Below are 13,055 nucleotides of genomic sequence, written 5' to 3'. Positions count from 1 at the left end.
GGACCGCCTCGGCTCCCGGACTGGAGTGACCGACGGACCGCCTCGGCTCCCGGACTGGAGTGACCGACGGACCGCCTCGGCTCCCGGACTGGAGTGACCGACGGACCGCCTCGGCTCCCGGACTGGAGTGGCCGAAGGGGAGCGTCTCGGCTCCCGGTCGGGGATCACCGCCCTCCTCGCCCTCGGACAGCGATCACCGTCACCCGCCCGGCCGTCCGTGACACCGCCGACGGGGGGACCGTCCGGCCGCGGGAGGGTGTCGGAGCGCCCCGCCATGACTCCATGCTTACTGTCGGTCGATATGACTTCACTCAACGCACGCGGGCGGCGTCACGACCGCGGACCGCTGAAGGCAGCCCGCTCGGCACTGGGAATGACGCTGCCGCTCGCCACCCTGCTGGTCCTCTCGGCGCCCTGCGCCCGAGCGGCCGTGGCCGCGCCCGCGGACGCCGACTGGAACGCCATCGCGCGCTGCGAGTCGGGCGGCGACTGGCACGCGAACACGGGCAACGGCCACTACGGTGGCCTCCAGTTCACGCAGTCCAGCTGGGTCGCGGCCGGTGGGCTCAAGTACGCACCCCGCGCGGACCTGGCGACGAAGCGGGAACAGATCGCCGTGGCCCGGCGCCTCGCGGCCCTGCAAGGCATGAACGCCTGGTCCTGCGCCTGAGCCGTAGGGCGTCTCCCGGCCCGGACGTCCCGCCGGGAGACGCCCTGCCCCCGCTCCGGGGCACGCCCCCGCCACCGCCCCGCACGGGCCGACCGTCGGGCGGCGGGCCCGGGCCGGCCCGTCGCTCGTCCCCGCACGCCGGGCGGGCGAGCGGGGCCGGAACGGGACCGGGCGTGCCGGGCGTCACCGGCAGCGGTCGCGTCCGGGCGACCGCCGCGGCGGGATTCACTCGCGGGCGGCGGTCACGTCGCCGTTGACGGTGGTGAGCGTCATGCTGCGCCCCTGGGCGCCGCCGGTCGGGACGGTCACGGACGGACGGCCGTTGGCGGTCCTGGCGGTGACCCGGTAGGCGGGGGCGTCGGCGGGCACCGAGACGCCGACCGAGCCGTTGGTGGTGGACGCGCCGACGGTGTCCGGCGCGTAGGCGCACCCGAGGGTCACGTCGCCGTTGACGGTGTGGGCGTGCACCTCGACGCCCCGGACGGCCGTGGCGGCGACCGAACCGTTGCGCGTGGCCAGCCGCAGTCGGGCGTCGTCGCGTCCTGAACCGGCCACGGTGACGTCGCCGTTGACCGTGCTCAGATCCAGCTCGGCGTCGACGCCCACCGCCTCGACACCGGCGTTGCGGGCGAGGACGGTGACCACCGCGCCGGACGGGACGTCGACCTCCGGCATCCGGGGGCAGGCCTCCCCGTCGGCCTGTCCCTTCCGGTCCTCGCGCGCACAGGGCAGGTCCACGACCCAGGTTTCGTCCCGGTGGGTGACGCGGCGGTCGACGCGCCGGTCCACGGCGAGCCGTTCGCCCTCCGCCGGCCGCAGGCGCAGTCCGTTCTCCGTCGTGACGAGGAAGGCCGGCGGCGATCCGTCGGTGCCTTCCGCCACGGCGAGCGGGACGGTTCCGTCCGGGACGGTTCGGTCCGGGTCGCCGCCTCCGCACGCCGCCATCAGGGCCAGGGCCGACGGGAGCAGGACGAGGCCGCGCAGCCGGGTGCGTGTCTTTGCCTCCATGACGGACCGGCTTCCCCGTCCGCCGCGAAGCGTGCCTGCGCAACGGCGGACCGCACCGCCACGTCTCCTTCCGGGTCCCGCGGCAGGCCCTTCCCTACGTGGCCGGCAGCCCGGTCCCCGTACGGGTGATCGCGCGGAGCAGACGGTCGGCGTAGGCACGGAACCGGTCCGCCATGTCGAAGTCCCGGGGTGCGAGCGCCCAGCGGGTCTGGAGCCCGTCCATCACCGCGACGGTCTCGTCGATCACGGCGGGGATGTCGACGTCGGGCTTCAGCTCGCCCTGCGCGACGGCCCGCCGGAGCGTGTCCGACGCCATCGAGACGAGCTCGGCGTAGCGGCGGCCGAAGTACGCGTGGGCCGGATGTCCGGGGTCGCCCGCCTCCGCGGCGAGGAGGTTGAACATACGGGTGCGGCCGGGGCGGGCGGCGTTGTGGGCGACCAGGTGGAGCAGGGTCCGGTAATGGGCGGCGGCCGACTCGGACGGCCGGGCGAAGAACCGCTCCCTGTCGTGCTGCTCGGCGCGCTCCAGGACCTGCACCAGAAGGTCCTCCTTGCTGCGGAAGTGGTGCAGCAGCCCGCCCTGGGTGAGGCCGGCGTCCTTGGCGATCCTGGCGAGGGAGGAGGCGTGGAACCCGCGCTGGGCGAAGTGCTCGACGGCGGTGTCCAGGATGCGCAGTCGCCGCTCGTCCCCCACGGCGTACGACCCGCGAGCCGCCCGGTCGGCGCCCCTCCTGCTCTCTGTGTGCATGCCCGTCACCCTAGGCCCTCACGTTCAGGTGCCCACAGTCCGCCCACAGCAGCGTCTCAGCAGGTCGGACCCGGCCTCCACGGCGGGCAGTCCCCGTTCCGGCTCCCATGGGGTGACCGTCGGTCACACGAGTCATCGGACCGCATGTTTCAAGCCCCGTGCAGAGTGATTCAAGCCACGCCCGAGAAACCTACTACCTACTCGGTTTTCCTGTTTCCCTATGGCGGAGCGGCGACGGCGCCGCCCCGTCCCCATGGAGAACCGCCATGACCATGAGCCATGACGCCCCGCTCGGCGCCACACCGGCCCCGGCCGACGGCCCCTCCGTCTCCCCCGCCGATCCCTCCGCGGCTCGGCCGGGCGACGACGAGACCCCAGCGCCCGCACGGCTGGTGCTCGCCCTGGCACTGGCCCAGTTCGGCGCCTACGTCGCCGTCCTCACCCCGGTCATGGTGACCCTCGCCCTCCGGGTCAGCCAGATCGTCCCCGAGGCCGACCGCGGTACCGCCCTCGGCCAGGTCCTCTCCCTGGGCGCGCTGCTGGCGATGCTCGGCAACCCGGTCTTCGGCGCCCTGTCCGACCGCACCACCAGCCGCTTCGGGCGTCGGCGCCCCTGGCTGGTGGGCGGCATGGCCGCCGGCCTGGTGGGTCTCACGATAGTCGCCGCCGGCAGCAGCGTCCCCCTGCTGATGCTCGGCTGGGCGGTCGCCCAGCTCGGCATCAACGCCTGCCTGGCCGCGCTGACGTCCTGCGTCCCGGACCTGATCCCGCCCCGGCAGCAGGCCCGCGTCTCGGGCGTCATCGGCCTCACCATCTCCCTGGCCATGGTGGCGGGCACGGTCCTCGCGCAGGTCTTCAGCGACTCGCTCGCCCTGGCCTTCCTGGTCCCCGGCGCCATCGGCCTCGTCACCGTCGTCCTGCTCGCCGTGACGATCAAGGACCGGCCCGCCCGCCCCGGCGCCTTCGCGCCGTACACGGTCCGGACCTTCCTGCGCAGCTTCTGGGTCAACCCGCGCCGGCACCCCGACTTCGCCTGGAACTTCGCCGGCCGCTTCCTGGTCTTCACCGGCGCCTCCTGCGTCACCAGCTACCAGGTGTACTTCCTGATGGACCGCCTCGGCTACGACGCGGACGCCGTCACCGACAAGGTGCTCGTCGGCACCGTCGTCATGGTCGCCGCCACCATCGTGGGCTCCCTCCTCGGCGGCCAGCTCTCCGACCGCTCCGGCCGGCGCAAGCCCTACGTGCTGGGCTCGTCCCTCGTCATGGGCATCAGCCTGGCCCTGCTCGCCACCGCGCAGTCCTTCACCCTGTACGCCGTCTCCCTGGCCGTCTTCGGGTTCGGCCAGGGGCTCTACCTCGCCGTCGACATGGCACTCGCCGCCGCGGTGCTGCCCAACCCCGAGGAGTCCGCGAAGGACATGGGCGTGCTCAACATCGGCAACGCGCTCCCCCAGTCCCTCGTCCCGATCGTCGCTCCCGCCTTCCTGGCGATCGGCGGAGGCGGCAACTACGGCGCGCTGTTCCTCTTCGGCGGGATCGCCGCCGCACTGGGCGCGGGCGCCGTCCAGCTCGTCCGCTCCGTGAAGTAGCGCCCATGGAACAGCACCCGTGAAATACCACCCATGAAGTAGCGCCCATGAAGTAGCGCCCTCACCCCGACGGGGCCCGCCCGCGCCGATCGCGCGGGCGGGCCCCGTCGCGACAGCGCGCGCGTCCCCGACGACGTGGTGTTCCCCCAGGTCCGCGCCGGCGGCGGGCGCCGCCCCGCGGCGGCGCCCCGGACGTCCCGCCGAGCGTGCGCGCGGACGGGAGCGGTGTGAGACTGCTGTCGGGATGACCCGGAGGCGAGGTGGTGACGGCGTGTCGGCTCAGCCCCGGGAGGAACCACTGGAGGACTTCCTCGCCGACCGGCGGAATCTGACCGTCGACCTGTCCACGGCGGTCGCACGGTGCTCCAAGGCGCTGGGACTGCACCACTGCGTGGTCTACCTCACCGATCTCCAGCAGCGTCACCTCGTGCCGCTCACCGACGTGGCGTCCACGCTGCCCGTCGACGGCTCACTGGCCGGGTGGGCCTACCGCACCGAGTCCCTGCGCGTGCAGGAGTCCGAGGACGAGGACTCCGTCACCGCCTGGATCCCCCTGCTGGACGGGGCGGAGCGGCTGGGCGTACTGGCCGTCCACACCCCGGCGCTCACCGCCGCAACGCTGGTCCGCGGCAAGGCGCTGGCCGGGCTCCTCGCCATGATGATCACCTCGCGGCGGACGTACAAGGACACCTTCGTCCGGCGGACCCGCACCGAGCGCATGGAACTGCCGTCGGAGATGCTGCGGGCCTTCCTCCCGCCGCGCACCATCGGCAACGCCGGCGCCGTGTCGACGGCAGTCCTGGAACCCGCCTACGCGCTGGGCGGCGACGCCTTCGACCACTCGCTCACCGACACCACGCTGCACGCCTCCGTCTTCGACTCGATGGGCCACAACCTGGCGTCGGGGCTGACCACCGCGGTGGCACTGGCCGCCTGCCGCAACGCCCGCCGTACCGGGGTGGACCTGCCGGGGCTGGTGGAGAACGTGGACGACGCGCTGGCGCAGTGGCTGCCGGACCAGTTCTGCACGGCCGTCCTCACCCAGCTCGACCTGCGCACCGGCGTGCTGCGGTGGGCCAACTGCGGTCATCCCCCACCTCTGTTGATCCGCGACCAGCAGCTCCTCGCCGACGCCATGACGGGCGAGGCGGACCCGCCGATGGGGCTGGTGAACCTGCTGACGCGGCCCCGCCTCACCCAGGACATCCAGCTCGACCCCGGCGACCGGGTGCTGCTGTACACGGACGGGGTGACGGAGGCCCGGATGCACGACGGCTCCCTGATGGGCCTGGAGCGCTTCGCCGACTACGTCATCCGCGCCGCGGCCACCGGCGAGCCGGGCCCGGAGACCCTGCGCCGGCTCATCCACTCCATCCTCGACTCCCAGGGCAGCGATCTCCGCGACGACGCCACGATCCTGCTGCTGGAGTGGCAGCCCCCGTCGCGCCGCTGAGCGCACCGCCGGGCCGCGTCCGGGGCGTCGGGGCCCGGCGGTGCGCTCAGCACAGCGTGCGCAGGGCGCCGGGCAGCACGGTGGCGGTGACGGGCAGGTCGGCCTCGACCTCGCCGTCGGCGCCGTAGGGCACGCGCCGGTCGGCCTCGATGCGGACCTGCGCCCCGCGCAGGACGCTCACCTCGGGGCGGCGGACGTGGGCGCCCGACTTGAGTTCGTTCATCAGGGCGAAGAACAGGCGCCGCGGGGCGTGCCGGATCATGACGACCTCCAGCAGGCCGTCGTCGATCCTGGCGTCGGGGGCGATGACGCGGCCCGAGCCGTAGAAGCCGGAATTGGCGGCCACGACCGTGTATCCGCGGTGCGCGTGCTCCACGCCGTCGACCGTCACCCGGTACCGGGCCGGGCGCCAGGTGCCGACCGCGCGGAGCCCGCCGGCGTAGTAGGCGGCGGCGCCCCGCAGGAGTCGGGCGTGGTTGGCGTGGCGGTTGGCGAGCGCGTCGACGCCCGCGTAGACGCTGCCGAGGACGACGGTGCGGTCGTGCGCCGCGGAGCGCACCTCGATGGTGTCGACGGGCCGCGGCTCGGCGTCGAGCAGCACGCGGGCCAGGGCGTCCGCCCCGGTGGGCAGGCGCAGGGCCCGGGCGAAGTCGTTACCGCGCCCTGCCGGTACGAGTCCGAGGACCGCGCCGGTCCCGCTGAGGGCACCGCCGATCGCGCCCGCGATACCGTCCCCGCCGACCGCCAGCACCACCCGGCCACGGTCACCGGCCTCCCGCGCGAGGTCCCGGGCGTGCGCGAGGCTGTGGCTGTAGACGGTGTCGAGTTCGGCGCCCGCCCCGCGCAGCAGCCGGGCCACGGCGAGGAGCGCCGCCGCGCCCGTGGCTCCGCCTGCGGTGGGGTTGACGACGGCGGTGAACTGTCGCATCGGGGGCCTCCGGGCTGTCGGCGGACGGGCGGCTGGACGGGCTGGACGGGCGGGATGGCGGGCGGGATGGCGGGATGGCGGGCGGGCAGCAAAAAGGTGCGTGTGGTGGGAGCAGCTGTCAGTCCGTGGGCAGCAGGACTCCGGGGTTGAGCACTCCGGCCGGGTCCAGCCGTCGTTTGACGGCGCGCAGGGCGTCGACCGCGAGGGGGCCGGCCTCCCGCGCGTACCAGTCGCGGTGGTCGGCACCCACGCCGTGGTGGTGGCTGATGGTGCCGCCCGCGGCGAGGATCGCGTCGTTGGCGGCGTGCTTGGCGCGGGTCCAGTGGGCGAGGGGGTCGTCGCCCTGGGCGCTGACGACGGTGAAGTACAGGGAGGCGCCGTTCTCGTAGACGTGCGAGATGTGGCACATGACCAGGGGCGGGGTGCCCGCGTCGGTCAGGGTAGAGGTCAGGGCGTTCCGTACGGCGGCGTACAGCTCCGGCAGGCGGGACCAGAAGGCGGCGGTCTCGAGGGTCTCGGCGAGGGCGCCGGCGTCGAGCAGCGCGTCCCTCAGGTACGGGGCGGAGTAGCGGCCGCGCGCCCAGTGCCGGCCCGGCTCCTCCCCCAGCGGCGCTCCGCCGGCCCCGCGCAGCACCGCCGCCGCCCGGTCGCGGCGGTGGGCGGTGTCCTCGGCGCCGCCCTCGAAGCCCACCACGGCCAGGCATCCGGCGTTCTCCCGCGCGGAGGCGGAGCCGATGGCCTCGGGACGGGCCAGGCCGACGAGGGTCTCGGTCTCGTCGGACAGGCGCAGCACCGTCGGTCGGGGCCCGTCCTGGGCCAGCCGGCGCAGCGCGTCGGCGCCCTCCCGGAAGGACGGGAAGCGCCAGCCCTCGTAGACGCGGGCCGGGGGGACGGGGCGGACGCGCACGGTGACGGAGGTGATCACGCCGAACGCGCCCTCCGAGCCGAGCAGCAGCTGGCGCAGGTCCGGGCCGGCGGCCGAGCGCGGGGCGCGGCCCGTCTCGACGGTGCCCTCGGGGGTGGCGAGGGTCAGGCCCAGCACCATGTCGTCGAACCGGCCGTAGCCGGCGGAGGCCTGCCCGCTGGAGCGGGTGGCGGCGAACCCGCCGAGGGTGGCCCACTCGTAGGACTGGGGGAAGTGGCCGAGCGTGAAGCCGTGTCCGGCCAGCAGCGCCTCGGCGTGCGGGGCGCGCAGTCCGGCCTGGAGGGTGGCGGTCCGCGAGACCTGGTCGACGGCGAGCAGGCCGTTCAGACGGCGCAGGTCGAGGGCGACGGCGGCGCCGCGCCGGGCGGGGGTGAGGCCGCCGACGACGGAGGTGCCGCCGCCGAACGGCACGGCCGTCAGCCCGTGCGCGGCACACGCCCGCAGGACGGCGAGGACCTCGTCGTGCCCGGCCGGGAGCACCACGGCCGCCGGGACGTCGTCGACCTCGCCGCCCCGGATCCGCAGCAGGTCGGAGGTGGACTTGCCGCGCGTGTGCCGGATGCGGGACTCGGCGTCGGTGCGCACGTGCTCCGCCTGTCCGCCGACGGCGGACAGCAGGGCGCGGCGCGCCTCGGTGCCGAGCGGGGAGGCGGGGACGGCGATCTCCTCCAGGGCGACCGGTCCGGTGCCGCGCGGTGTGACGCCGAGCAGGTCGCGCAGCAGCCCGGTCACCGGGGCGGGCAGCGGCGTCGCCGCGGCGGGGTCGCCCCAGCCGCTCCACAGCATGTCCATCGGTGTCGTCCTCCAGGTCGGTGTGCGGGACGCCGTCTCGGCACGGCCCCACCGGGCGTTACACTGTGACACATGACGCCTATTCGTCACAACCAGTCGGACGGCGACGCGGTGCTCGACGCGGTCCGCGACTGCGTCCTGGCCGTCGGGGTCCGCCGTACGACCCTCACCGACGTGGCCCGCCGGGCGGGGGTCTCACGGATGACCCTCTACCGGCGCTGGCCCGATGTCCGTTCCCTGGTCGGCGATCTGATGACCCGTGAGTGGGTCGGCGTGGCCACGGCCGCCCTGCCGGAGCGCCGCCCGGGCACGCGGGCCCGGGCGCTGCTGGTCGACGGCCTGGTGGCGGGCGTGGCCGCCTTCCGCGCCCATCCGCTCTTCCGCAAGATCGTCGACGTCGATCCCGAGCTGCTCCTCCCCTACGTCCTCGACCGGCGCGGGGCCAGCCAGGAGGCGCTGCTGGAGCTGCTCGCCGACGGCCTGCGGGAGGGCCACGCCGACGGCTCGGTACGGCCGGGCCACCCGGAGCGGCAGGCCCGCTCCCTGCTCCTGGTGGTCCAGTCGTTCACCCTGTCGCTGCGGACCATGACCGACGAGGACGACCCGGAACTCGACTCCGCCGCCTTCCTCACGGAGCTGCGGACCGTCCTGGAGAGGACCCTGACGGCATGAGTGAGAGGACCCTGACACCATGAGCCCGACCGGCAGCCCCGCCGCACCCGTCCCGCCGGCCGCCGCCTCGTCGCTGTCGGCCGCCCGCCGCTCGCGCGAACTGGCCGCCGCCGTGGGCGGTCCGGCGGTCGACGTCCTGGTCGTCGGACTGGGCGCGACCGGCGCCGGAGCCGCCCTCGACGCGGCCGCCCGGGGACTGACCGTCGCCGCCGTCGACGCCCACGACCTCGCCTTCGGCACCTCCCGCTGGAGCTCCAAGCTGATCCACGGCGGCCTGCGCTACCTCGCGTCCGCGCAGTTCGACGTCGCCCACGAGAGCGCGGTGGAGCGCGGACTGCTCATGGAGCGCACCGCCCCGCACCTGGTGAGCGCCGAGCCCTTCGTCCTGCCCCTCACCCCGCTGGTCTCCCGCGGCCAGGCCGCCCTGGCCTGGGCCGGTTTCCGGGCCGGGGACGCACTGCGCCTGGCGGCCCGCACCTCCCGGGCCACGCTGCCCGCGCCCCGCCGGCTCGCCGCGGCGGAGACCCGCGTCCTGGCACCGGCCGTACGCGCCGGGGGGCTGCGCGGCGGGCTGCTGTCCTGGGACGGCAAGGTCACCGACGACGCCCGCCTGGTGACCGCCCTGGCCCGCACCGCCGCCGGCCACGGCGCACGGATCCTCACCCGGGTCAGGGCCCTGCGGCTGACCGGCTCCGGCGCCCTGGTCCGCGACGAACTCACCGGCGAGGAGGGCGAGATCCGCGCCCGTACGGTGATCAACGCCTCCGGCGTCTGGGCGGGCCGGCTGGTCGACGGCATCCGGGTCCGGCCGTCACGGGGCACCCACCTCGTCCTGCGCTCCGAGCGCCTCGGCGCGCTCCCCGCCGGCCTGCACATCCCGGTCCCCGGCGAGACCAACCGCTTCGTCCTCGTCCTCCCCCAGGGCGACGGCCGCGTCTACGTCGGTCTCACCGACGAGCCCGTCGACGGCGACCTCCCCGACGTCCCGGCCGCTCCCGAGACGGACATCGGCTTCCTCCTCGACGTCCTCGGCTCCGTGCTGGACGTCCCGGTCCACCGGTCGGACGTGGCCGGCGCCTTCGCCGGGCTGCGCCCCCTGCTGGACACCGCCCCCGGCGGGGGCGGCGGCGGGACCGCCGACCTCTCCCGGCGGCACGCGGTCGTCGCCGGGGGCGACGGTGTGGTCACGGTGGTCGGCGGCAAGCTCACCACGTACCGGCGGATGGCCGAGGACGCCGTCGACGCGGCGGTCACGGCGGGCCGCCTCGCCGCGGCCCCCTGCCGCACGGGCGCCCTGCCGCTGGTCGGCGCGGCTCCCGCCCGGCTGCTGCGCACGGTCCCCGCGCCGCGCCGTCTCGTCCGGCGCTACGGCACCGAGGCCGGCGCCGTCCAGGCGCTCGGCGCCCGGGACCCGCGCCTCGCCGCGCCCGTCCTGCCGGGCCACCCCGTCACCGGGGCCGAGCTCCTCTGGGCGGTCCGCCACGAAGGGGCACTCGACGAGGCGGACCTGCTCGACCGGCGCACCCGCATCGGACTGGTACCGGACGACCGCGCTCCGGCCCTGGAGGCGGTGCGCCGCCTTCTGGGCGAGGCGTCGGACTGGGCGGGGTGACGGGCGCGGGGGCGAGGGGAGGCGCGGGGGTGTGGTCGGTGCGGGGGGGCGCGGACGTGGCGGGCGCGCGGGCACCGCGGGCACCCCAGCACGCCGACGCCGCGGGCACGCCGACGCTGCGAACCTCGCCGCCACGCGCGCGTGCGGAGGCGTCGTCGGCACGCGTGCCTGCGTGATGCGTCACGGCCACGCGCGCATGCAGGCACGTCAAGGGCACCGGCCGCGGTCCCTCACAGCCGCAGCCCGGGGAATCCCGCACGGTCCTCGACGGCCTGGGCCGCGTCGAGGACGAGTTCCTCCTCGAAGCGGCCGCCGATCAGCTGCACGCTCAGCGGCAGGCCCTCGTCGACGAGGGCGGGGACCGTCACCGCGGGGAAGCCGAGGATCGGCACCGAGGTCATGGGCCACATGGCGGCGAACAGCTCCAGGGCCCGGTCCCGACCGCTGATGTCGGCGTCCTGTTCGAACGGCGGCTCGGCGCACACGGGCGTGAGGAGGAGCCCGTCACGGCCGAGGAGTTCCTGGAGACGGGTGACGAGGGTGGCGCGGCGGGCCCAGCCGTCGATGTAGGTCTGGAGCGCGGGGGCCTCGCCCCACAGCTCGGCGGCGGCCTCGAAGTGGTGGCCGAGGGCGGTGCGGATGGCATCGTCGCCCAGGTGGCGCACCGTGGGCAGGAGCGAGCGCAGGTCCTCGGTGATCAGCAGCGCCCACAGGCGGGCGGCCTCGGCGAGCAGCGGCATGTCCGGCACCTCCTCGACCCGGTGGCCGGCGTCCACGAGGTGCGCGGCGGCCGCGTCGAGGGCCCGGTCCACGGACGGGTGGTTCTTGACGTCCCCGAGGGTGCGCACCAGCGTCACGGTGACGGGCCCCGCGGGTGTGCCCCGGTCCGGGACCGCCGGAACGCCGCTGGGGTCGCGGAGGTCGGGCGTGGTCATCACCCGCAGCGCCAGCCGCGCGTCGCTCACGGTCCGGGCGAGCGGGCCCTGCACCGCGCAGGCGTGGACGGTGGGCGGGAAGTCCAGCTCCACCCGTCCGGCGGGGGTGTCGGCGTGGGCGGGCGGCGCCCAGTCGGAGATCCGGCCGACGGTGGGGCGCACGCCGACGACGCCGCAGCAGGCGGCCGGGAAGCGGATGGAGCCGCCGATGTCGTTGCCCTGGGCCAGCGGGGTCATCCCGGCGGCGAGGGCGCTGGCCGCGCCGCCGCTGGAGCCGCCGGGGGTCCGTCCGTGGTCCCAGGGGTTCAGTGTGCGTCCGTGCAGCGCGTTCGCGGTGAACCAGCGCAGGGAGAACGCGGGCGCGTTGTTGCGCCCCAGGGGCAGGGCACCGGCCGCGCGCAGGGCGGTGACGCAGGCGGCGTCCTGTTCGGCAGCGCGGTGGGCCAGGGCGGGCAGACCGTTGCTGGTGGCGTAGCCCCGCTGCTCGGTATTGATCTTGATGGAGACCGGGACGCCGTGCAGGGGTCCGACGTCGGCGCCGGCGGCGAGGGCGGCGTCGGCCTCCCGTGCCGCGGCGAGCGCCTCGTCCGGACGCACGTCGACCAGGGCGTTGAGGGTGGGGTTGGTCTCCTCGATCCGGTCCAGGCAGGACCGGACCGCCTCGGTGGAGGAGATCTCACCGGCCCTGATGGCGGCGGCGAGCTGGGTGGCGCTGTGCTGCCACGGTTCGGCGGGACGGGCGGAGGACGCCATGGGTCACCTCTTCGTGAGCGCGTTCTGACGGCGGGACCCCGACGCGCCCGCGGTGGACGGCGGGACCGCCGGGGGAGAACGCGGGGGGCGGGGCGAGAGGGGGCTGCGGCGCGGGTCCGCCGGCGGACGGCCGTGGCGGAGCCGGACACATCACTGTCGTACAACAGTGTTTTATTTCGCGGTCAGCCTCCGCCCCCGACAGGCCGGCTGTCAACCCCCTTCCGCCGCACCACCCGCCCACCCTTCCGGCCCTCCGGCCCTCGGGTCCTCCCGGCCCTTCCGGTGCGGGAGTGGGCTCAACCGGCCGCCGCACCGCCTCCGCCACCACCGCCATCCCCGCCGCGACCGCCGCGACCGCCACGACCGCCACGACCACCGCGCAGGACGTCGACGACGGCCAGTGCGGCGCGCACGCCCCGCTCGTCGGGCCAGGACTCGGGGTCCTCCAGGGTGGTCAGCCAGTACCCCCGCATCAGCAGGTGGAGCACGTCCGCCCCGAGTTCCGGGTCGGGCAGCCCGGCCCGGGCGGCCAGCGTCCGCAGTTCCTCGCGATAGCGCCGCGAGGTGGCGCGCCGGACCTCCTCGACCGCCGGCCCGGCACCGGGCCCCTCACTGGCGATCTCCATCAGCAGGCGCCGCAGCACCTCGTCGTCGTCCTGCGTGGTGCACATCCAGCGGACCGCCGCCTCCAGCCGCTCCTCGCCCGCGAGTCCCTCCAGCGCGCCGTCCATCTCCCGGCCCCACTCCTCCTCGGCCCGGCGCAGGGCGTTGACCATGAGGGCGGAACGGCTGGCGACGTAGTTGGTGACCATGGCGGTGGAGCCGCCGAGCTCGGCGGCGACGGCGCGGATGGTCACCGCGCGCACCCCCCGCCGGCGGGCGACCTCGATGGTGGCGGCCGCGATCTCGTCGAGCCGCCGCGCCTCGTCTACCTCGATCGGCATGTCGGTGACCTTAACGCAATGGG

At 75.5% G+C, this 13,055-nt stretch carries 11 protein-coding genes; 5 read left to right on the top strand and 6 right to left on the bottom strand.

Features of this window, described 5'->3' with window-relative positions; all coding sequences use genetic code 11:
- Nucleotides 1–301 precede the first annotated feature (301 nt).
- Nucleotides 302–670 (top strand): transglycosylase family protein, encoded by a 369-nt coding sequence (locus ACIP67_RS01980; protein ID WP_401685903.1) that lies wholly within the window; start codon nt 302–304, stop codon nt 668–670.
- A 225-nt stretch (nt 671–895) separates the two neighbouring features.
- Here ACIP67_RS01980 and ACIP67_RS01975 read toward each other — a convergent pair whose 3' ends face one another.
- On the bottom strand, nt 896–1,678 hold the full coding sequence (locus tag ACIP67_RS01975) for a DUF4097 family beta strand repeat-containing protein (RefSeq protein WP_401685900.1): 783 nt from the start codon (nt 1,676–1,678) through the stop codon (nt 896–898).
- 94 nt (nt 1,679–1,772) lie between these two features.
- Nucleotides 1,773–2,426 (bottom strand): TetR family transcriptional regulator, encoded by a 654-nt coding sequence (locus ACIP67_RS01970; RefSeq protein ID WP_401685897.1) that lies wholly within the window; start codon nt 2,424–2,426, stop codon nt 1,773–1,775.
- A 266-nt stretch (nt 2,427–2,692) separates the two neighbouring features.
- On the opposite strand from ACIP67_RS01970, the gene ACIP67_RS01965 reads away from it, so the two are divergent.
- Both ACIP67_RS01965 and ACIP67_RS01960 read left to right on the top strand, forming a co-directional pair.
- Nucleotides 2,693–4,018 carry an MFS transporter gene (locus ACIP67_RS01965; RefSeq protein ID WP_401685894.1) on the top strand — a complete coding sequence of 442 codons (1,326 nt, stop codon included), beginning with the start codon at nt 2,693–2,695 and terminating at the stop codon, nt 4,016–4,018.
- Nucleotides 4,019–4,262: 244 nt separating this feature from the next.
- A complete protein-coding gene (locus ACIP67_RS01960) occupies nt 4,263–5,471 on the top strand; it encodes a PP2C family protein-serine/threonine phosphatase (RefSeq protein ID WP_401685891.1) in 1,209 nt (402 codons plus the stop codon).
- Between the two features lie 46 nt (nt 5,472–5,517).
- On the opposite strand, the gene ACIP67_RS01955 is transcribed toward ACIP67_RS01960, so the two are convergent.
- Both ACIP67_RS01955 and ACIP67_RS01950 read right to left on the bottom strand, forming a co-directional pair.
- Complete coding sequence (locus tag ACIP67_RS01955; RefSeq protein ID WP_401685888.1) at nt 5,518–6,399, bottom strand: diacylglycerol kinase family protein; 882 nt, start codon at nt 6,397–6,399, stop codon at nt 5,518–5,520.
- A 118-nt stretch (nt 6,400–6,517) separates the two neighbouring features.
- Nucleotides 6,518–8,116, bottom strand: coding sequence for an FAD-binding oxidoreductase (locus ACIP67_RS01950; protein WP_401685885.1), 1,599 nt, complete (start codon nt 8,114–8,116; stop codon nt 6,518–6,520).
- Between the two features lie 72 nt (nt 8,117–8,188).
- On the opposite strand from ACIP67_RS01950, the gene ACIP67_RS01945 reads away from it, so the two are divergent.
- The gene (locus tag ACIP67_RS01945; protein ID WP_401685882.1) at nt 8,189–8,788 is read left to right on the top strand and encodes a TetR/AcrR family transcriptional regulator; all 600 of its coding nucleotides are present in this window, start codon (nt 8,189–8,191) and stop codon (nt 8,786–8,788) included.
- A 19-nt stretch (nt 8,789–8,807) separates the two neighbouring features.
- Complete coding sequence (locus ACIP67_RS01940) at nt 8,808–10,400, top strand: glycerol-3-phosphate dehydrogenase/oxidase (protein WP_401685879.1); 1,593 nt, start codon at nt 8,808–8,810, stop codon at nt 10,398–10,400.
- A gap of 230 nt (nt 10,401–10,630) precedes the next feature.
- Here the strand turns inward: ACIP67_RS01940 and ACIP67_RS01935 are convergent, their stop codons facing one another.
- A complete protein-coding gene (locus ACIP67_RS01935; protein ID WP_401685877.1) occupies nt 10,631–12,088 on the bottom strand; it encodes an amidase in 1,458 nt (485 codons plus the stop codon).
- 296 nt (nt 12,089–12,384) lie between these two features.
- A complete protein-coding gene (locus ACIP67_RS01930) occupies nt 12,385–13,032 on the bottom strand; it encodes a TetR/AcrR family transcriptional regulator (RefSeq protein WP_401685874.1) in 648 nt (215 codons plus the stop codon).
- Nucleotides 13,033–13,055 lie beyond the last annotated feature (23 nt).

The organism is Streptomyces sp. NPDC088812 (assembly GCF_044750285.1).
GTDB lineage: Bacteria > Actinomycetota > Actinomycetes > Streptomycetales > Streptomycetaceae > Streptomyces.
The sequence above is the reverse complement of the archived record's forward strand: the minus strand, read 5'-3'. Positions and strand labels throughout refer to the sequence as shown.